The 20397-nt window shown below is 62.4% G+C and carries 21 protein-coding genes; 10 read left to right on the top strand and 11 right to left on the bottom strand.

Annotated features, from left to right (window positions below; all coding sequences use genetic code 11):
• Nucleotides 1–419: 419 nt before the first annotated feature.
• Genes guaB through INF37_RS03410 form a run of 3 tightly spaced genes read right to left on the bottom strand, consistent with a single transcriptional unit; the run spans nt 420 to nt 3332 of the window.
• Entirely contained in the window at nt 420–1895 is a 1476-nt protein-coding gene (guaB, locus tag INF37_RS03420) for an IMP dehydrogenase (RefSeq protein ID WP_101693572.1), read from the bottom strand.
• 58 nt (nt 1896–1953) lie between these two features.
• Nucleotides 1954–2700, bottom strand: coding sequence for an acyl-[acyl-carrier-protein] thioesterase (locus INF37_RS03415; RefSeq protein ID WP_101693573.1), 747 nt, complete (start codon nt 2698–2700; stop codon nt 1954–1956).
• A 23-nt stretch (nt 2701–2723) separates the two neighbouring features.
• Complete coding sequence (locus INF37_RS03410) at nt 2724–3332, bottom strand: hypothetical protein (RefSeq protein WP_101693574.1); 609 nt, start codon at nt 3330–3332, stop codon at nt 2724–2726.
• A 215-nt stretch (nt 3333–3547) separates the two neighbouring features.
• On the opposite strand from INF37_RS03410, the gene spoVAD reads away from it, so the two are divergent.
• The 8 genes from spoVAD (at nt 3548) to INF37_RS03370 (ending at nt 9341) form a co-directional block, all read left to right on the top strand.
• Nucleotides 3548–4561 (top strand): stage V sporulation protein AD, encoded by a 1014-nt coding sequence (gene spoVAD, locus INF37_RS03405; RefSeq protein WP_193536407.1) that lies wholly within the window; start codon nt 3548–3550, stop codon nt 4559–4561.
• Nucleotides 4562–4573: 12 nt separating this feature from the next.
• Entirely contained in the window at nt 4574–4942 is a 369-nt protein-coding gene (spoVAE, locus tag INF37_RS03400) for a stage V sporulation protein AE (RefSeq protein WP_101693576.1), read from the top strand.
• A 138-nt stretch (nt 4943–5080) separates the two neighbouring features.
• Complete coding sequence (gene yfcE / locus INF37_RS03395; protein WP_101693577.1) at nt 5081–5638, top strand: phosphodiesterase; 558 nt, start codon at nt 5081–5083, stop codon at nt 5636–5638.
• A gap of 81 nt (nt 5639–5719) precedes the next feature.
• On the top strand, nt 5720–6316 hold the full coding sequence (locus tag INF37_RS03390) for a TlpA family protein disulfide reductase (protein ID WP_193536405.1): 597 nt from the start codon (nt 5720–5722) through the stop codon (nt 6314–6316).
• Nucleotides 6313–6459 (top strand): CD1871A family CXXC motif-containing protein, encoded by a 147-nt coding sequence (locus INF37_RS03385; protein WP_180956887.1) that lies wholly within the window; start codon nt 6313–6315, stop codon nt 6457–6459. The genes INF37_RS03390 and INF37_RS03385 overlap by 4 nt, the downstream gene beginning before the upstream one ends.
• Complete coding sequence (locus INF37_RS03380) at nt 6452–7324, top strand: 4Fe-4S binding protein (RefSeq protein ID WP_207730425.1); 873 nt, start codon at nt 6452–6454, stop codon at nt 7322–7324. Before INF37_RS03385 ends, INF37_RS03380 begins: the two co-directional genes overlap by 8 nt.
• A gap of 31 nt (nt 7325–7355) precedes the next feature.
• Nucleotides 7356–7862 (top strand): Gx transporter family protein, encoded by a 507-nt coding sequence (locus INF37_RS03375; RefSeq protein ID WP_193536401.1) that lies wholly within the window; start codon nt 7356–7358, stop codon nt 7860–7862.
• A 183-nt stretch (nt 7863–8045) separates the two neighbouring features.
• Complete coding sequence (locus INF37_RS03370) at nt 8046–9341, top strand: polysaccharide deacetylase family protein (RefSeq protein ID WP_101693581.1); 1296 nt, start codon at nt 8046–8048, stop codon at nt 9339–9341.
• 75 nt (nt 9342–9416) lie between these two features.
• Here INF37_RS03370 and INF37_RS03365 read toward each other — a convergent pair whose 3' ends face one another.
• From INF37_RS03365 to INF37_RS03335, 7 genes are all read right to left on the bottom strand, one after another.
• Nucleotides 9417–10784 carry a citrate/2-methylcitrate synthase gene (locus tag INF37_RS03365; protein WP_193536399.1) on the bottom strand — a complete coding sequence of 456 codons (1368 nt, stop codon included), beginning with the start codon at nt 10782–10784 and terminating at the stop codon, nt 9417–9419.
• A 141-nt stretch (nt 10785–10925) separates the two neighbouring features.
• Complete coding sequence (locus tag INF37_RS03360) at nt 10926–11795, bottom strand: patatin-like phospholipase family protein (protein ID WP_186962835.1); 870 nt, start codon at nt 11793–11795, stop codon at nt 10926–10928.
• A 17-nt stretch (nt 11796–11812) separates the two neighbouring features.
• Entirely contained in the window at nt 11813–11965 is a 153-nt protein-coding gene (locus INF37_RS03355) for a hypothetical protein (RefSeq protein WP_193536397.1), read from the bottom strand.
• 21 nt (nt 11966–11986) lie between these two features.
• Nucleotides 11987–12835 (bottom strand): metal ABC transporter permease, encoded by an 849-nt coding sequence (locus INF37_RS03350; protein ID WP_101693584.1) that lies wholly within the window; start codon nt 12833–12835, stop codon nt 11987–11989.
• 1 nt (nt 12836) lies between these two features.
• Nucleotides 12837–13604, bottom strand: coding sequence for a metal ABC transporter ATP-binding protein (locus INF37_RS03345; RefSeq protein WP_193536395.1), 768 nt, complete (start codon nt 13602–13604; stop codon nt 12837–12839).
• Nucleotides 13601–14524 (bottom strand): metal ABC transporter substrate-binding protein, encoded by a 924-nt coding sequence (locus INF37_RS03340; RefSeq protein ID WP_328821016.1) that lies wholly within the window; start codon nt 14522–14524, stop codon nt 13601–13603. Before INF37_RS03340 ends, INF37_RS03345 begins: the two co-directional genes overlap by 4 nt.
• 185 nt (nt 14525–14709) lie before the next feature.
• Complete coding sequence (locus INF37_RS03335; protein ID WP_186962837.1) at nt 14710–14910, bottom strand: helix-turn-helix domain-containing protein; 201 nt, start codon at nt 14908–14910, stop codon at nt 14710–14712.
• A gap of 211 nt (nt 14911–15121) precedes the next feature.
• Between INF37_RS03335 and INF37_RS03330 the strand changes: the two genes are divergently transcribed.
• Nucleotides 15122–16030: a hypothetical protein gene (locus INF37_RS03330; protein ID WP_193536393.1), complete on the top strand. Its 909-nt coding sequence runs from the start codon at nt 15122–15124 to the stop codon at nt 16028–16030.
• 210 nt (nt 16031–16240) lie between these two features.
• On the top strand, nt 16241–18067 hold the full coding sequence (recQ, locus tag INF37_RS03325) for a DNA helicase RecQ (RefSeq protein ID WP_193536391.1): 1827 nt from the start codon (nt 16241–16243) through the stop codon (nt 18065–18067).
• 329 nt (nt 18068–18396) lie between these two features.
• On the opposite strand, the gene INF37_RS03320 is transcribed toward recQ, so the two are convergent.
• Complete coding sequence (locus tag INF37_RS03320) at nt 18397–20388, bottom strand: YgiQ family radical SAM protein (protein WP_193536389.1); 1992 nt, start codon at nt 20386–20388, stop codon at nt 18397–18399.
• Between the last annotated feature and the right edge of the window lie 9 nt (nt 20389–20397).

The following is a 20397-nucleotide window of genomic DNA, read 5'->3' as shown; positions in this document are numbered from 1 at the left end:
CCTTCCGCAGGGCGGCCTCTGGCCGCCCCTCCAGACTGTCAATAACGTGTACTTCTGCCCTTTGCACTGCAAAAGCCTCGCAGAGTTCCGTTGTCCGCAGACAACGGAAGAGAGACAAAGCGTGTTTTCCGGCGGCGTGTACGTCGGAAAACACACCCCTCAGGCCGCAAGCGTGCGCCCCTTCCCAGGAACCCAAACGAAGCCCAGCGAAGCGGGTTTGTTTGGGAGAGGAGGGGCAAGGGAGTGAAATGAGCCCTGGCTGTCAGGCCGGGGCGAATGGTGCGGACTTTGACCCGACGATGCATGCAGCGGCCTGCATCCTCTCGAAAAAATGCTCGCATTTTTGAGAAGCATGTCGGACTTGTCCGACATGCGGAAGGGCCCGCGCCAACGCCTGGCGCGGGCCCTTGTGTTTGCGTTTACTGGGGGCTGACGGTGTAGTTGGGAGCTTCCTTGGTGATGTAGATATCGTGGGGGTGAGACTCCCGCAGACCGGCCGCCGTGATCTGGATGAACTGAGCCTTCTGCTGCAGATCGGCGATGGTGGGGCAGCCGCAGTAGCCCATACCGGCGCGCAGGCCGCCCATGAGCTGATAGATGGTCTCGCCAGTGAGTCCCTTGTAGGGGACGCGGCCCTCGACGCCCTCGGGCACCAGCTTCTTGTTGTTCTGCTGGAAGTAGCGGTCCTTGGAGCCGCAGGCCATGGCGCCCAGAGAGCCCATGCCGCGGTACACCTTGAACTGACGGCCCTGGTAGACCTCGGTGTCCCCGGGGGACTCCTCACAGCCGGCCAGCAGGGAGCCCAGCATGACCACGTTGGCGCCGGCGGCGATGGCCTTGGCGATGTCGCCGGAGTACTTCACGCCGCCGTCGGCGATGATGGGCACGCCGTACTCGGCGGCCACGCAGGCCGCGTCATACACAGCGGTGATCTGGGGCACGCCGATACCGGCCACCACGCGGGTGGTGCAGATGGAGCCGGGGCCGATACCGATCTTCACACAGTCGGCGCCCGCCTCGATGAGGGCACGGGTACCCTCGGCGGTGGCCACGTTGCCGGCGATGAGCTGCACGTCGGGGTACAGGGCCTTGATGCGCTTGACGCACTCCAGAATGTTGTGGCTGTGGCCGTGGGCGGAGTCCAGAGCCAGCACGTCGGCGCCGGCGTCCACCAGGGCGGAGACGCGGTCCATCACGTCGGAGGTGACGCCGATGGCGGCGCCCACCAGCAGGCGGCCCTTCTCGTCACGGGCGGAGTTGGGGTAGACGCTGGCCTTCTCGATGTCCTTGATGGTGATGAGGCCCTTCAGGTTGCCCTTCTCGTCCACCAGGGGCAGCTTCTCGATCTTGTGGCGGCGCAGGATCTCCTTGGCCTCCTCCAGGGTGATGCCCTCCCGGGCGGTGACCAGGTTCTCCTTGGTCATCACGTTGTCGATGAGCTGGTTCATATCGGTCTCAAACTTCATGTCGCGGTTGGTGATGATACCGATAAGACGGCCGTTGTCACAGATGGGCACACCGGAGATGCGGTACTTGGCCATCAGCTCGTCGGCCTCGGCCAGCGTGTGGCCGGGCGCCAGCCAGAAGGGGTTGGTGATAACGCCGTTCTCCGAGCGCTTGACCATATCCACCTGCTCCGCCTGGGCGCCGATGGACATGTTCTTGTGGATGATGCCGATGCCGCCCTCCCGGGCGATGGCGATCGCCATGCGGTACTCCGTCACGGTATCCATAGCGGCGCTCATCAGAGGAATGTTCAGGGTGATCTTCTTGGTGAGCTTGGTGGTCAGGTCAATGTCCGCGGGGAGTACGTTGCTCTCAGCAGGCACCAGGAGCACATCATCGAAGGTGAGCCCCTGCTTGGTAAACTTCTGGCTTGCATCCGTATTGACCATAGTGCATCTCCTTATCTGCAATGAATTTTTCCTATTTTACTATCTGTGTCGAAGGTTGTCAACCCTCCGTTTCCGGAAGGGGCGCAAGGGTGAGGGCCGCGTCAAACCGGCTCTTTCCATCCCGGTCGGAGCCGTGGGCATACCACATGCCGTTCTCCGTGCCGGTATAGACCTCAATGGTCTCGCCCGGCAGGCATTCCGCCAAAAATCCCACCTGGAGCTCCGAGAGGAACTTCCCCTCGCCCAGCTTCTCCATATGCAAAGCGTCGCAGATAAAATCGGCGTATTTGCTGTTGTTCACATGGCGGTTGACGTCGGCATCGCTGTAGTGCATGCGCCGCTCCTCCGCCAGGGCCATCTCCGCGGGCAGGTGGATCTTGCCCAGGGTGCGCTCCTTGCACAGCTCTCCCCCGTCGGTCCCCGTGAACTCGGGCACCTTGGACAGGCGCAGGAGCTTGTGGGTCTCCAGATCGGCCAGCACCCAGGTGGAGACCGCCTCGCCCACATAGACCCCGTCCACATACAGGTCATAGTCCCGGTAGGTGGAGGCCCCCTTGCCGCCCCGGTGCCAGGTCTTTACCGTGACGGTCTCGTTCCAGTGGAGAGGCCGCTCCAGCCGATACCACATCCGGGCCAGCATCCAGAAGCAGTTGTACCGCTCCAGCGTCTCCTCCCGGGAGACGTGCAGGGCCACGGCCGCCTCGGTGGCCGCCTCCTGCAAAAGCCCCAGCAAGGCCGAGGGGCGGCACTGGTTGAAGGGATCGGTATCCCGGGAGTCAATGGTATATTCATAGGTGAAATACATATATTTCCCTCCTCTTTCCGCCGTCACGCCCGGCGTCCGTGGATGCGGAGGGTGTGCTTGCAGCAGATGTCCTCAATATCGCTCTCGGTGGCAGCGGGGATGCGCAGATCGCCCCCGCACGCGGCACAGACCAGGTCCACCGAGCTGTAATTGACCTGTAGCTTCCACTCCTTGCCGCCGCAGGAGCAGGAGATCCCGCCCCGCTTGGCGATGTCCCGGATCTCGGAGAGCACCTCGTGCATGACGATCTCATCCAGGAACGCGCCCCGCTCGCCGGCCTCCCGGTGGAGCTTGTCCACGGCCTCCTCCAGGCGGCGCACCGCGCCGAACACGGTGTCCTCCTCGCCCACATAGCAGCAGTCCAGGCCCGACTTCCCGCAGGAGAAGGCCAGTCCCCGCCGGTGGAGGAAGTCATGGCTGGCGCAGGTCACCCGGTGCTCGCCTCCGCAGGAGACACAGGGCACGGTCAAATGCACCCGATCTCCCATCATCTCCACCCGCAGGGCCGATTTCCCGCAGGGACAGGGCAGCTCATTGGGCGCCGCGGCCAGCTGGAACACGCTCCGCTCCAGGATCACGCTCTGCCGGCAGGCGGGACAGATATAGGCAATGGTTCGTTTCTCTTCCGCCATAAAAACTCCTTTTTTCCACAAAAGCAGTGCCGCCGCGCCGCGCATGCACTCCCCCCAAAAGGAGTGCCCACTGTCTTCCGCGGCCGCACAGGATAAAAATATTATACTCGAAACATCCCGCTTTGACCAGACGTTCCCCCCACAAAATCCACGTGCATAAGACCCTTTCTTTTTGTTCAAACTAGGCCCGAGAACAACATTTGGAGGCGAAAGGCATGAACAGCAAACGACGGGGCAAGCAGACCGTGGCTCTGACGCGCCCTCCTTCCATCGCCGGCTTTGCCAGCGTGGTGGGAAAAAAAGAGGGCGAGGGGCCGCTGGCCGCCACCTTTGACCAGATCGGCGCGGATGACACCTTCGGCGAGACCAGCTGGGAGAAGGCCGAGAGCGCCATGCAGCGTCTGGCCCTGTCCGCCGCCCTGGAGAAGGCGGGAAAGGCCGCCTCCTGTCTGGATTATATCCTGGCCGGGGACCTGCTCAACCAGTGCATCGGCACCGGATTTGCCGTCCGGGGGACCGACGTCCCCTTTTTCGGCCTGTATGGGGCCTGCTCCACCATGTCCGAGTCCCTCTCTCTGGCGGCCATGCTGCTGGACGGGGGGTTCGGCACCCTGACGGCCGCCGTGACCTCCTCCCATTTCTGCTCCGCCGAGCGGCAGTACCGCACCCCCCTGGAATACGGCGGCCAGCGCACCCCCACCGCCCAGTGGACGGTGACCGGGTCGGGCGCGCTCATCCTGACCGCCGAGGGGAGCGGCCCCTATGTGACCCATGTCACCACCGGCAAGATCGTGGACAAGGGCATCCAGGACCCGGCCAATATGGGAGCCGCCATGGCCCCGGCGGCCTACGACACCATCCGCACCCATCTCTCGGACACGGGGCGCAAGCCCTCCTTCTACGATCTCATCGTCACGGGGGATCTGGGCAAGCTGGGACATGAGATCGTGCTGGACTTTTTCCACCGGGACGGCGTGGATCTGAAAAACCTGGTGGACTGCGGGGTGCTCATCTACGATCTGGAGGGGCAGGACGTCCACTGCGGCGGCTCGGGCTGCGGCTGCTCCGCGGTGGTGCTGGCGGGCCATCTTCTGAACGGCATGCTCCAGGGCCGGTGGAAGCACATCCTGTTCTGCGGCACCGGCGCCCTCCTCTCCCCCACCTCCACCATGCAGGGGGAGAGCATCCCAGCCATCTGCCACGCAGTGGCCATCTCCACCCAGGTCTGAGGAGGAATGCATATGGATCTCTTTTGGGAATATGCCCGCGCCTTTCTGTGCGGGGGCGTCCTGTGTCTGATCGGACAGCTGCTCATTGACAAGACCTCTCTCACGCCCGCCAAGATCCTGGTGACCTATGTGGTCTCCGGCGTGGTCCTGGGCGGGCTGGGGATCTATGAACATCTGGTGGACTTTGCCGGCGCCGGGGCCACCGTCCCCCTGACCGGGTTCGGCTATCTGCTGGCCAAGGGCGTGCGCAAGGCGGTGGAGGAACAGGGCGTGATGGGGGCGCTCACCGGCGGGATCACTGCCGCCGCCGGAGGAATCACCGCCGCCATCTTCTTCGGCTACCTGGTGGCCCTCCTCTTCAAGCCCAAGCCAAAATCCTAAAGCCTGTTTGAAAAAGCGGTCGAACCTATTCACGCACGCTGAGCGCCTGTCCACCCGTTTGGGGGACAGGCGCTCTTTTCTTTCCCCATGTCTTTGTGGTATACTCAATCGTATTCCAACGCAAAGGAGTATCCGCTCATGAAATGGCTCATCGCTTCCGACCTGCACGGGTCGGCTTACTGGACAGCCCGCCTGCTGGACGCCTTCCACACCGAGGGCGCCCACCGGCTGCTCCTGCTGGGGGACCTGCTCTACCACGGGCCCCGCAACGACCTGCCCCGGGACTATGCCCCCAAGGAGGTCATCGCCATGCTCAATCCCCTCGCCTCCCAGATCCTGTGCGTCCGGGGCAACTGCGAGGCGGAAGTGGATCAGATGGTGCTGGACTTTCCCGTCCTGGCCGACTATGCCCTTCTCCAGGAGGGGGAGCACCTGATTTTCGCCACCCACGGGCACCAGTTTCATCTGGACCACCCGCCCAAGCTCCAGCCCGGAGACATTTTGCTCCACGGACATACTCACGTCCCGGTCTGTGTGGAGGGGCCGGTCTTTACCTATCTCAATCCCGGCTCGGTCTCCATTCCCAAGGAGAACAGCCCCCACAGCGTCCTGCTGCTGGAGGACGGCCGCTTCCAGTGGAAGGACCTGGAGGACGGGCACGTCTTTCAGGCCTGGTCCATGTCCCCTGCCCGGTAAAGACATGGACGTTCCCGCTCCCCTGTGGTAGAATCAAACTACCGCAATCCCCCATTTATTCCAGATCAAAAGGAGTATTTTATGAAATTTCCCCGACTCTTGCTCCCCTCGGCTCTGCTGCTGGCCTGTACCCTGAGCGCCTGCGGCGGCGGAACCACCGCCGCCTCGCCCTCCCCTTCCCCCTCGCCCTCTGCCGCTGCGGAGGATACGGCCCAGGAACAGAGCGGCGTCCTCAGCGCCTTTACCGCCACCGACCTGAACGACCAGGCGGTGGACCAGTCCATCCTGGCCGACTATGACCTGACCATGATCAACGTCTGGGGTACCTTCTGTCCCCCCTGCAAGGAGGAGATGCCCGCGCTGGCCGAGCTGCACACCGAGTATGCCGACCAGGGCTTCCAGATCGTGGGCATCGTCAGCGACGTGCTCAACCAGGACGGCACCCTCAATCCGGAGCAGGTGGAGGAGGCCCGCACCATCGCGGAGGGCTCGGGCGTCACCTACACCAATCTTCTCCCCTCGGAGAGCCTCTATCCCATCCTGGGGCAGATCTACGCCCTGCCCTCCACCTTCTTTGTGGACTCCGAGGGCAACCAGGTGGGGAAGTTTTACATGGGGGCCAAGACCAAGGAACAGTGGGCCGCCGTCATTGAGGAGACCCTGGAGGAAGTGCAGTGAAGAACGTGCGCGCCTTTCTCCCCACCCTGCTTGTGCTGGGGCTGGGGGCGGCCCTGATGGTGGTGGGCACCCGTCTGGGGGGACGGGACGCGGTCTTTATGAAGGCCGTGAATCTCTGTCTGGAGTGTGTGGGCATTGGATAAGAAGCGCCGCGGTCTCCGGACCTGGGTCCAGCTGGCCTGGACCGCCCTCACCAACGGCTATGTGCAGGGCTTTACCTCCGGGACCATCTGGAAGGGTCCCTCCAAGGCCTACTGCGTCCCGGGGCTCAACTGCTACTCCTGCCCCGGCGCGCTGGGCGCCTGCCCCCTGGGCGCCCTCCAGTCCACCCTGGCCAGCGGCCGGGCCAGGACCGCTCTGTATGTGCTGGGCTTTCTGATGTTCATCGGCGCGGCCCTGGGCCGCTTTGTGTGCGGCTGGCTGTGTCCCTTCGGCCTGGTGCAGGACCTGCTCCACAAGATCCCCTTCGTGCGGAAGCTGCGCCGTCTGCCCGGGGAGAAATGGCTGCGCAGGATCAAATACCTGCTGCTGATCGGCTTTGTCATCCTGCTCCCCCTCTTTGCGGTGGACGCCTTCGGACAGGGCTCCCCCTGGTTCTGCAAGTACGTCTGCCCCTCCGGCACCCTGCTGGCCGGCTGGCCCCTGGCCGCCGTCAATCCCATGCTGCGGGACGTCCTCGGGTTTCTCTTCGCCTGGAAGAGTCTGCTCCTCATCCTGCTGATCGTGCTCTCTCTTCTGGTCTACCGTCCCTTCTGCCGGTACCTGTGTCCCCTGGGGGCCATTTACGGCCTCTTGAACCCCATTTCCCTGTACCGGCTGAAGGTGGACGCCCACCGCTGTACCAGCTGCGGCCACTGCCAGAGCGCCTGTAAGCTGGACATCCCGGTCTGGCAGCGCCCCAACAGCGTGGAGTGCATCCGCTGCGGCGACTGCCTCCAGGCCTGTCCCACCGGCGCCATCACCTCCACCCCGGCCCAGCTGCGCAGGGCCTGCCGGGGCAGATCCTGATTTCTCCCCTGCTGTGAAAGGAGCGCCCGCCTTGTCTGTTTCCCGACTGACCCGCTGCGCCGTACTGACGGCTCTGGCCCTGGCCCTCTCGGTGGCCGAGGGTCTGGCCCCGCTGACCATCCTCATCCCCCTGCCCGGCCTGCGGCTGGGCCTTGCCAATCTGGTGACGGTATACGCCCTGTGCCGCCTCTCCGGGCGGGAGGCTCTCCTTATCCTGCTGGCCCGCTGCTTCCTGGGCAACCTTCTGGGGGGCAATCTGATGGCCCTGGCCTTCTCCCTGACCGGCGGACTGCTGGCACTGGGGGTCATGGCCCTCCTGTTCCGGCTCCCCGCCCTCTCCCTCTACGGCGTATCCATCGCCGGGGCCGCCGCCCACAACACCGGGCAGATCCTGGCCGCCATGGCTGTGCTGGGCAGCCGGGCCCCGCTGGTCTATCTGGCCCCGCTGCTCCTGTGCTCTCTGGTGACGGGGGCGGTCACCGGGGCGGTCTCCCTCCTGCTGGTGCGGCGGGTGCCCGCACCCTTCTCCGCCGCCTGACTGGACCTTTTCCAAATCTTACACGATTCGACGGAATTTCGTAAGAATTTGTAACCTGTTTGTGGTTTTTTTCGGTCCTTTCCGCGCTATGATAGTGTCTGCCGGAGGAGCATCGTCCCCTGGGACGCCGTCTTCTCCTCCTTCCTCCGGAAATACAGATGATAAAGAGAGGATGCGAGCTTTATGAATTGCCTGAAACGCGGCGCGGCCTTTTCTCTGGCCCTACTGATGACCTTTTCTCTGGCCGCCTGCCAAAAGCCCGGCGCAACACCCGGACCGGAGCCGAGCGCCTCCGCCGCCCCGGCCCCCACGCCCACACCCACGCCCGACCCGGAGGAGGCCGTGCGCACCTACTGGTCGGAGGACCAGCTCACCCAGGCCTGGGGCCCCAACCAGGTGGTGGAGCATCTCTTCTTCCACCCGGTCATCGCCTATCCGGAGTTCACCTTCTCCAGCGCCGTGCCGGAGAACCGGCAGAAGGGCCTGGACGACTGGATGCTCACCGCCGACGAATTCAAGAAGATCCTGGACGAGCTCTACCGGCGGGACTATATCCTGGTCAACATGTGCGATGTGTGGAGCGAGTACACCACCGAGAGCGGCGAGTCCCGGATGCAGCGCAACACCCTCATGCTGCCCGAGGGCAAGAAGCCCCTGGTCCTCTCCTTTGACGATGTGAACTACTACGAGTACATGCTGGCCGAGGGCTTCACCTCCAAGCTGGTGCTGGGCGAAGATGGAGACATCTGGGCCGAGTGCACCGATCCCAACACCAAGGAGACCTTCCTCACCCAGGATCTGGACGCCACTCCCATTCTGGACCAGTTTGTCCGGGCCCACCCGGACTTCTCCCTCAACGGCGCTAAGGGCTGCTTCTCCCTCACCGGCTATGAGGGCATCCTGGGCTACCGCACCCAGAACGACATCGACATCGCCGCCGACGACCCCCGCCGTCCCGCCTTTGACGCCAACCGCCAGGCCGAGATCGAGGCGGTCAAGCCCATCATCCAGCGCCTCAAGGACACTGGCTGGACCTTCGGCTCCCACACCTGGGGCCATATCAACCTGGACTCGTCCAAGGTGGATCTGGACTGGGTCAAGCGGGACACCGTCCGCTGGGCCGAGGAGGTGGGCTCCCTGGTGGGTCCCACCAATATCCTCTTCTATCCCCACGGCGCCCGCCCCGACGGGGACGACTGGCATCAGACCGGCCCCAAGCTCCAGTACCTTCAGAGCCAGGGCTTCCGGATCTTCGCCAGCGTGGGCGTCAACTCCTTCTCCTACATCAAGGACGATCTCTCCGCCGTCATCTGCGACCGGCTCCATCCGGATGGGACCACCCTGCGCTACGGCGGACACCACTACACCCAGTTCTATGACGTGCGGGACATCATGGATACCGTCCACCGCCCCGACTACGGCAACAACTGGGCCGAAAAGGCCTCCATCCTGGACCAGATCCAGAAGCCCGGCGCCTGAGCACAAAACAAGCCCCCGGCTTTCCTCCCTGTTGCGGGAGGACAGCCGGGGGCTTTTTCATGGATGTCTGGGCGCTCAGTCCCGCTCCTTGAGGGGCAGGTAATCCTGATGGGTGCCCACATACTGATAGGCGGGCCGGATGATCTTGCCCATGTTGATGAGCTCCTCCATCCGGTGGGCGCCCCAGCCTGCCATGCGGGCCATGGCGAAGAGGGGGGTATAGAGCTCCTGGGGCAGGTCCAGCATGTGATAGACGAAGCCGGAGTAGAAGTCCACGTTGGCCGACACGCCCTTGTACATCTTCCGCTCGCCGGAGATGACCTCGGGACCCAGGCGCTCCACCAGTGAGTAGAGCTCATACTCCTCCATGCGTCCCTTCTCCCGGGAGAGCTTTTCCACCATCCCGTGGAGAATGTTGGCACGGGGATCGGACAGGGAGTAGACCGCGTGGCCCATGCCGTAGATCAGGCCGGACTTGTCAAAGGCCCGCTTGTCCAGCAGGGCCCGGAGATAGGCCCGCACCTCGTCCTCGTCCTTCCAGTCCCGGACCACCTGCTTCATGTCCTCAAACATCTGGATGACCTTGATGTTGGCGCCGCCGTGCCGGGGGCCCTTCAGGGAGGCCAGGGCGGCTGCGATGCAGGAATAGGTGTCGGTCCCCGAGGAGGTGACCACGTGGGTGGTAAAGGTGGAGTTGTTGCCGCCGCCGTGCTCGGCGTGGAGCATCAGGCAGATGTCCAGCACGTGGGCCTCCCAGTAGGAGTAGGCCGAATCGGGCCGCAGGAGGGCCAGGATGCTCTCGGCGGTGGAGTGCTCGGGCTGGGGGGCGTGGATGTACAGGCTGCTGCCGCTCTTGTAGTTGTAGGCCTGATAGCCGTACACCGCCAGCATGGGAAAGACCGCCAGCAGCTGGAGGCACTGGCGCATCACATTGGGCAGGGAGATGTCGTCGGCGTCCTCGTCATAGGAGGCCAGGTTGAGCACGCTCCGGGCCAGGGAGTTCATAATGTCCCAGCTGGGGGCCTTGAGGATGATGTCCCGCACAAAGTTGTTGGGCAGAGTGCGGTAGTAGGAGAGCTGCCCGCGGAACTCCCGGAGCTGGGCCTCATTGGGCAGCTGGCCCAGCATCAGAAGGTACGCCGTCTCCTCAAAGCCGTAGCGCCCCTCCTTCAGCACGCCCTGTACCAGGTCTTCCACATTGATGCCCCGGTAATAGAGCTTGCCCTCACAGGGGACGCTCTCACCGTTGACCACCTGCTTGGCCACAATATCAGAAATCTCTGTCAGACCGGCCACGACGCCCTTGCCGTTCAGGTCTCGCAGACCGCGCTTGACGTCATAACGCACGTAGTCATCCGGGTTGATGCAACTATTCTCTTGGGTCAGGGCCGCCAAGCGCCGGATCTCTTCGGTCACGACGCCGTAATTCGGATTGCTCGCCATACAAAAACCTCCATTCTATGCGCACTTTTTCCACGGCACCATACACTTTTGCCTCCTATGGCGCAATTGTTTGAGATCTATTGTAGCATGAAAATGTTACCATATTATGAATGGTCCTGTAAATTTTCCTGCAAAACCGTTTTACCGCCCCGCCGTCTCCTCCAGGCCGAGAAAGTCCCGGATCTCCTCCATGCGCTCCATGGCCTGGTCATAGCCGGACTGCCAGAGGGCGCGGATCTTGTCCACATCCCGCTCCACCCGGGAGAATCCACGGGTGTCCTCGGGGGCCAGCAGCAGGACCTTTCCCTCCCGCTCCAGGCGGAAGAGCTCCTCCCGGTCGGCATTGTAGGTCTCGGCCCGGCGGCGCATGGTCTCGCAGAAATGGGGATACTTGTGATAGCGCAGGTCGATGAGGGGCTGGAGCTTCTCCGGCTGTCGGCGGTAGCTCCGCTCCCGGGTGAGGACCACCACCACCCGGTCGCATCCCTGCTGGAAGGCCCGCCGGAAGGGGATGGCGTCGGCCGCCCCGCCGTCCAGGCACTTGATCCCGTTCAGCTCGTAGATGGGAAAGAGCAGTGGCATGGCGCAGGTGGCCTGTAAGAGCAGGAACTGGTCGTCCCGGCGGGGGACCTCCAGGTACTCGGGCCGCCCGGTCTCCAGGTTGGTGACCACCGCCTCGGCCTTTCCGGGCCAGGCGGCAAAGGTCTCATAGTCAAAGGGGACCAGGCGGTTGGGAATCTCCTCATAGGTAAAGCGCAGGCCGAAGTAGCAGTGGTTGCCCGGACGGAGGAGGTTGCGCTTGCTCATATACCGCTTATCGTTGGCATAGCGGGTCAGAATCTCCAGATTCCGCCCGAACTGCCCCGAGAGGTAGCTCACCCCGTAGGCGATCCCGGCGGAGACCCCCACCACATAGGAGAAGTCCACCCCGCCCCGCAGCAGGCCGTCCGTCACGCCGCTGGAGAAGATGGTGCGCAGCGCTCCGCCCTCCAGCACGATTCCCGTTTTCATGGTTTCATTCCTTCTTTCTATCCCACGGCTGGGACCGTCCTACAGACGGCAGAGGTCTGGCCCGGGGGCCCTTCCCTCCGGTGCTGTCCATCCCAGTAGGACAGCGCGCCCACCAAAAGTGCCAGCAGCACCAGGACCAGGACGATTTGAAGACTCTGCCGTTGTTTCATGAAGTGTTCCCCCTTCTTTTCTTACATCCGCCGGGTGCGGAAACAGAAGGTCAGCGCAAAATAGATCGCCAGATAGAGGGTGATGCACGCGCCGGTGGAGGCCCCCACCTGATAGGAGGTCAAGAGCCCCGCAATTCCGGCCGCCAGGGCGCCCACCACCGAGAAGAGATGATACTGCCGCAGGTTCCGGGCCAGATTCCGCCCCGCCGCCGCGGGCAGCACCAGAAGTGAGTTGATGACCAGCAGGCCCACCCAAGTCATGGACACCGTCACCACCACGGCGATGGCGGCGGCAAAGAGGCTCTCCTGCCAGAACACCCGGATGCCCCGGCTGTCGGCCAGGGCCGGATGGACCGAGGCCAGCATCAGCTGGTTGAAGGAGCACACCCACAGCACGACCACCACCAGCAGGATGGCCGCCAGGAGGCCGATCTTTCCCGGCTCCACGCTCAGGATATCGCCCACCAGCAGGGCGTTGAATTTGGTAAAGCTTCCCCCGCCCAGGGTGGCGATGAAGATGCCCAGGGCCACCGCCGTGGAGGAAAAGACCCCGATCACCGTGTCGCTGGCCAGGTTGGTGTGCCGGCGGACGTAGGTAAACAGCACGGCAAAGATCACCGCAAAGACCACCGCGCACCACATGGGCTCGGCCAGACCGCACAGGGACCCGATGGCGATCCCGGTAAAGGCCGAGTGGCCCAGCGCGTCGGAGAAGAAGGACATCCGGCTCTCCACCACCATCGTGGAGAGCAGGCCGAAGAGGGGCGAGATCACCAGGATGGCCAGCAGCGCGTTTTTCATGAAATACATGCTGTCCGGCTGGGCCCACTCAAAGGGGAGCAGCTCTACCAGAGCATACCACAGCTCCATGTTACATCCCCTCCTTTCGCAGATCCAGATGGAATACCTCCCGGAACTCCGGCGAGGTGAGGACCTCCCGGGGCGGGCCCACCCGCAGCACGCTGCTCTTGAGGAGGACCACCTTGTCGGCAAACTGCTCCAGGGTGGCAAAGTCGTGGGTGGAGAGGAGGATGGAGAGATCATAGCTGCGCCGGATCTCATCCAGCATGTCCAGGAGCTGCCGCTCCCCGTCGATGTCCACGCCGGAGAGGGGCTCGTCCAGGATCAGGATGTGGGGCAGCGGCTCCAGCGCCAGGGCCAGCAGCACCCGCTGGAGCTCACCGCCCGAGAGGGCCCCCAGGCGCTTGTCGATGAGGGAGGCCCCGTGGACCCGCTCCAGACAGCCGCGCACCCGCTCCCGCAGCCGGCGGGGTGTGGGCAGAAAGACCGGCCAGTCCGAGATGGCCGCCGCAAAAAAGTCCAGCACGCTCACCGGGTCCCCCCGGTCAAAGCTGGGGCTCTGGGGCACATAGCCGATGAGGGGGCGGGTCCGGCTCCCGCCGGCCTGCTGGAAGTCGATGCTGCCGGTGTGGCCGATCTGCCCCAGGATGGCCCGGAATAGAGAGCTCTTTCCCGCGCCGTTGGGCCCGATGAGGGCCACGATCTCCCCGCAGTGGAGGTGGAAGCTCACGTCGTGGAGAATGGAGTCTCCGCCGATGTCCACCCCCAGCTTGTCCAGCCGGAGACAGCAGGCGCCCGTGCACCCCTCTCCGGCATTCTGATGTTTCTGTACGCTCATGCAAGTGCCTCCAAAATGGTCTCAAGATTGGATTCCATGGCCTCCAGGTAGGGGTCCAGGCCGCTCCCCTCTCCGCTCATGATCATGGTGAGGGGGGCGCTGGTCACCCCTGTCTCCCGGGAGAGCGCCCGGGCCGTGGCGTCCGAGCCGTTGACCTCGGTGAAGACCGCCGGGATCTCCTCGGCGCGGATGAGCTCCACCAGCTCCTTGAACTCCCGGGCGGAGGTCTCGCTCCCCTCCTCCTCCTCAATGGCCTTGAGGATGTGCAGGTCAAAGGCCTCGGCAAAATAGCCAAAGCCGTCGTGGAAGGTGATGAGCTCCCGATTGGTCAGGCCGGACAGGGTCTCCCGCCCCTCCTCCGCCAGAGCGCACAGCTTCTCCTGGGCCGCCTGGGCGTTGGTATAGTAGGTCTCGGCATGGTCCGGGTCCCACTGGGCCAGGGCCTGGGCGATGGTCCCGGTCATCACGGCGGCCCGCTCCGGGTCCATCCAGATGTGGGGGTCATACTCGCCGTGGTCATGGCTCTCGTGTTCCTCGTGGACATGGCCCTCCTCGTCCTCGTCCAGGTGGCGCAGCTCCACACCGGCGGAGCAGTCCACCACCGGCGTTCTGGACGCGGCCACGGCATCCGCCATGAAGTCCTCCATCTCCACGCCGTTTTCCAGGATCAGGTCGGCCCCGTCCAGGGCCTTCATGTCCCGGATGGACAAGGTATAGTCATGGAGACAGCTCATGGGCTGATTCACCACCGGCACCACCCGGATCTCCTCCACGCCCTCCGCCACCGCGGAGGCAAAGCAGTAGACCGGCCAGGTGGTGGCCGCTACGGTGGGCAGATCCTGCTTCCCCTCCCCCGCAGGCGCGCAGGAGGTCAGCAGGAGTGCGCAGGCCGCCAGGCCTGCCAGGTAAGTTTTTTTCACGCAAGCACCTCAGAATCTAGGTCTTATAGGGAATTATAGGGATTTATAACACTTTATTATATCCTATTTGCCCGGATTTGTAAAATCCTGATTTAGGGTCCAAATATGCTCCAACAGGTGCACTCAAGTCATATTTTACGATATAAAAAAACCACAGATACAGGATCACTCCCCATATCCGCAGTTCATTCTTCGTCTAAATATTCCAATATATCTTCTACTTTGCATTGAAGTAATTTACATAACTGGTTTAATGTGTGTGTAGATATATTCTCACCACGCTTCATAGCATAATAATTCGATAAGGGAAATCCCATTTTTCCCAAACGATAGGATGTGATCCCCTTTTCCTTCATTGTCCGAAATAACGGTTCATAGCTGATCATCTACCAGTACCTCCTATTACTATGAAGTATAGGAGGTATGTGCGATTTTTAATATATACGATAATTCATATATACGATTATTGACATATATTTTTAAACTTGGTATACTGAACCCAAATGTGGCGAGAAAAGAAATGCTGAGCTGTATGTTTGTCTGGTAATATTGGAGTTATTTTCATGCCACAAGATGCAAAGTAAAGGAGAAGAGAACATGAAAAGAGTTTTAGCCGCTATCCTTTCCCTCGTCATCGTGATGTCCTTCGCCGCCTGCGGAGATTCTTCCGGTGGAGAAATCAAAGACGCTTCCTCTGTTACGACTGGAAACAGCGGTGCAGAAGCACAGCCGAGCGAGCAGGCAGGAAAAACGGAGCCGGAAGAAGTGACGATTCCTGAAACGGTACTTCTGGAGGAATCCGGAGTAAAAATCACAGCAAAAAGCCTCGAAATGGACGGAATCTTTGGACCGGAGATTAAACTCCTTATTGAGAACAATTCCGGTAAAGACTTAACCTTTCAATGTAAAAATGCCTGCGTGAACGGATACATGGCAGAAACGATGATGTCTGTGGATGTTGTGAATGGCAAAAAAGCCAACGACAGTTTAATTTTTGCGGCATCAAGTTTTGAAGCCTGCGGTATTGATGCAATCGCTGATATGGAGATTGCATTCCACATCTTTGATACGGCCGAATGGGAGACCTACCTCGATACCGATGCAATCCAGCTTAAAACTTCCATCGCGGATACTTATGAATACACTTTTGACGACAGCGGCAGTTTAGCCTATGATGGAAATGGTGTAAAAATTGTCATCAAGGGCCTTGCAGAGGATGAATCCATCTTTGGCCCAAGCATCGTAGTTTATATGGAAAACAACAGCGACAAGGATATCACGGTGCAGACCAGGGACGTATCCATCAACGGTTTTATGGTGAATGCTATGTTCTCCTGCAATGTGGTTGCAGGAAAGAAAGCGGTGGATACCATCACATTTATGGAATCCGATCTGAGTGAAAACGACATCACGGCAATCAATGATGTGGAATTGTCGTTCCATGTGTTCGACTTCGAGAACTGGGAAACCATTGTGGATACCGAAGTTGTGAATATTACTTTCTGAGGACCATGTGAAGAGAACCTCCACGAGGCATTGAAAATCTCGTGGAGGTTTTTATCTGTACCCCTTCCGATTTGGAACATAGAATTCCCATTTCATCGAAATCAGTCTAAATGGTAAAAGGGCATTTGCAATTTCCTCCCCCGTTGTCTCGGGGCGCGATCTGTGCTACAATAGCAACGATTGTTCGAGTGCAGACAGGAGGGGTCCCCCATGTCCTATAAACTGGAGATGCTCCAGGCCTATTTTGGATACCGCGGCTTTCTTCCCGGCCAGGAGCGGGCGGTGGACGCCCTGCTGGAGGGGCGGGACGTGCTCTCCATCATGCCCACCGGCGCGGGCAAATCCCTGTGCTTCCAGCTCCCGGCCATCATGCTCCCGGGAGTGGCGCTGGTGATCTCCCCCCTCATCTCCCTGATGAAGGACCAGGTGGGGAGCCTGGTGCAGGCCGGCATCCCGGCGGCCTATCTCAACCGCTCCCTCACCGAGCGGCAGTATGCCCTGGCCCTGGAGCGGGCCTGGCAGGGCCGCTATAAGATCATCTATGTGGCCCCCGAGCGGCTGGAGAGCCCCGGCTTTCTCCGCTTCGCCCAGCAGGCCCAGATCTCCATGGTGGCGGTGGACGAGGCCCACTGCGTCTCCCAGTGGGGCACCGACTTCCGGCCCAGCTATCTGAAGATCCCCGCCTTTCTGGATTCCCTGCCCAAGCGCCCCGCCCTGGGAGCCTTTACCGCCACCGCCACCCCCGAGGTGCGGGAGGACATCCTGCAAAAGCTCTCCCTCCAGGACCCGGTGACCACCACCACCGGCTTTGACCGGAAAAACCTCTATTTCGAGGTGCGCCATCCCCAGAACCGGAAGGACGAGCTCCTCTCCATCCTCCTGCGGCGGCAGAATGAGAGCGGCGTGGTCTACTGCTCCACCCGCAAGGCGGTGGAGGAGGTCTGCGCCTTTCTCCAGGCCCACGGCGTGGCCGCCACCCGCTATCACGCCGGACTGAGCCCCGAGGAACGGCAGGCCAACCAGGACGCCTTTGCCACCGACGAGTGCCCCGTCATGGTGGCCACCAACGCCTTCGGCATGGGCATCGACAAATCCAACGTCCGCTATGTGGTCCACTACAACATGCCCCTGGATCTGGAAGGGTACTACCAGGAGGCGGGCCGGGCCGGACGGGACGGCAGTCCCGCCGACTGCATCCTCCTGTACAGCGGGCGGGACGTGATCACGAACCGCTACCTCATCGACCAGTCCCAGGCCCCCGAGGGGGTGGAGGAGGAGGCCCTCTCCGCCCTGCGCCAGCGGCAGATGGACCGGCTCAAGACCATGACCTTCTACGCCACCACCAACGACTGCCTGCGCCATTTCATCCTCCGCTACTTTGGGGAGGAGCCCCCGTCCCCCTCCTGCGGCCACTGTTCCAACTGCACCGAGGGATGGGAGGATGTGGACATCACCAAGGAGGCCCGGGCCATCCTCTCCGCCGTGGATGAGTGCGGCGGGCGCTTCGGCGTGACCACCATCGCAGACCTTCTCTGCGGCCGGGAGAACGAGCGCACCCTCCGCTGGGATCTGGACCGGCGGCGCTCCTTCGGGCTCCTGTCCCACCGGAAGGTGGAGCAGGTCAAGGCCCAGATCCGCCACCTGGTGGACCAGGGGTATCTGGCCCTCAGCGACGGGGACTACCCCGTCCTTTCCCAGGGTCCCCGGGCCCGGGAGCTCTCCGCCGGAAGTACGCAGGTCACCATGCGCATGAAGGCCGGACAGTCCCGTACCGCCCGCCGGGAGCGGCCTCAGCCCCTCCCCGGAGGACCGGTGGACGAGACCCTCTTCCAGAACCTGCGGGCCCTGCGGGGAGAGCTGGCCCGGAAAAAGAGTCTGCCCGCCTACGTCATCTTCACCGACCGCACCCTGCGGGAGATGGCGGCCCGCAAGCCCGCCACCCTCTCCGAGATGGAGCGGGTCCCCGGCGTGGGCAGCCACAAGCTGGCCCAGTACGGCAAGCAGTTCCTGGCCGTCATCCAGGGAAACCACACCTGACGCAAAGAGGCCGCGAAACCGTTGTTGGTTTCGCGGCCTCAGACTGTCAAAATAACGTGTATTTCTGCGATTTGTGCTGCAAGAGCCTCGCAGAGTTCCGCCGTCCACAGACGGCGGAAGAGGGTCAAATCGTGTTTTCCGGCGGCGTGTACGTCGGAAAACACTCTTCTCAGGCCACAAGTGTGCGAGCGAAAGCGAGTGCGCGCCGAGGCCTGCATCCCCTCGAAAAAATGCAAGCATTTTTGAGAAGCGTGTCGAACTTGTTCGACACGCTGAAGGCCGCCGCGAAACCAAAATGGTTTCGCGGCGGCCTTTCCATTGACACGCGCTTAACGGCCCTTTCCGGGCTTGGCGTTCTTCTTGCTCTTGGGTTTGGCCCAGCCGGCCTTTCGCTTGGCGTGGGACTCGTTGTGCTCCACCCGGAGGCCCGCCTGCTTGAGCTTGGGCTTGCCGCCCCGGCTCTTCTCCCCGGCGCGGCCCTTCCCGGCGCTCTTCCGGCCCTCCGGCGGTCCGCCGGCAGGCGCTCCGTGGACGGGACGGAGCAGGCACTCCTTCCCATAGCCGATGAGATCCTCCCGGCCCGCCTTCCGCAGGGCCTCCAGTACCAGGGGGCGCTTGTCCGGGCGCTTCCACTGCATGAGCGCCCGCTGCATGGCCTTGTCGTGGGGATCGGTGGGAACATAGACCGGCTCCATGGTGCGGGGATCGATGCCGGTATAGTACATGCAGGTGGACAGGGTGCCCGGCGTGGGATAGAAATCCTGGACCTGCTCGGGCTGGCGTCCGGTCTTGTTGAGCCACTCGGCCAGCTTCACCGCGTCCTGAAGGGTACATCCCGGATGGGAGGACATGAGGTAGGGCACCACATACTGCTCCTTGCCGTACTTCTGGTTCAGGCGGTCGTACTTCTGCTTGAACTTCTCATAGACCTGGATATGGGGCTTGCCCATATAGTCCAGCACGCCGTTGACGCAGTGCTCCGGGGCCACCTTGAGCTGGCCGGAGACATGGTGCTTGACCAGCTCGGCAAAGAACTCCCCGTTCTTGTCCTCCAGCATATAGTCAAAGCGTATGCCCGAGCGGATGAAGATCTTCTTGATGCCCGGGATGGCGCGCAGCTCCCGCAGGAGCTTTAAATAGTCGCTGTGGTCAGCGTCCAGGTTGGGGCAGGGCGTGGGGGCCAGACAGGCCCGCTTTTTGCACAGGCCGTGCTCCAGCTGCTTGGCGCAGGAGGGGTGGCGGAAGTTGGCGGTGGGGCCGCCCACGTCGTGGATATAGCCCTTGAAGCCCGGATGCTTCGTGAGCATCTCCACCTCCCGGATGACGCTCTCATGGCTGCGGGAGGTGATCATCCGCCCCTGGTGGAAGGCCAGGGAGCAGAAGTTGCACGCCCCGAAGCAGCCCCGGTTGTGGGCCACCGAGAAGCGCACCTCCTCGATGGCGGGCACGCCGCCCATGGCATCGTACATGGGATGGGGCTCCCGCACATAGGGGAGCTCCGCCACCGCGTCCAGCTCCGCCGTATTCAGGGGCATGGCGGGCGGGTTGGCGATGACATAGGCATCCCCGTGGCGCTGGACGATGGCCCGGCCCCGGATGGGGTCGTGCTCCTCATACTCCACCTGGTTGGCCAGGGCGTAGGCCCGCTTGTCCCGGGCCACCTCCTCAAAGGAGGCCACCTCCACCTTGGGATAGGCGCACGCATCGGCGCTGCGGGCCAGGAAGCAGGTGCCCTTCACATCGGTGATGGAGGAGATGGGCTCCTTTTTCGCCAGCCGCCTGGCGATCTCCCGGGTAGCCCGCTCGCCCATGCCGTAGGTCAGAAGGTCGGCCTGGCTGTCCACCAGGATGGAGCGGCGCACCTTGTCCTCCCAGTAGTCGTAGTGGGCATACCGGCGCAGGGACGCCTCCAGGCCGCCGATGATGAGGGGGATGTCCCTAAAGGCCTCCCGCACCCGGTTGGAGTAGACGATGGTGGCCCGGTCGGGACGGCGTCCGGCCTGATTGCCGGGGGAATAGGCGTCGTCGTGCCGGCGGCGCTTGGCGGCGGTGTAGTGGGCCACCATGGAGTCGATGTTGCCCGCCGAGAGGAGCACTCCCAGCCGGGGACGCCCCATGGCGGCAAAGGCGTCGGCGCTGTGCCAGTCGGGCTGGGCCAGCACGGCCACCCGGTAGCCCTCCGCCTCCAGCACCCGGGAGATGATGGCCGGGCCGAAGGTGGGGTGGTCCACATAGGCGTCGCCAGTGATGACCAGAAAGTCATACCAGTACCAGCCGCGCTCCACCATTTCCTCTTTGGATACGGGTAAAAACTGATTCATAAAAACCTC

Source organism: Pseudoflavonifractor gallinarum, from assembly GCF_014982855.1.
Lineage (GTDB): Bacteria > Bacillota > Clostridia > Oscillospirales > Oscillospiraceae > Pseudoflavonifractor_A > Pseudoflavonifractor_A gallinarum.
Note: the sequence above shows the minus strand (reverse complement) of the source record. Positions and strands in the feature narration are given on the sequence as shown.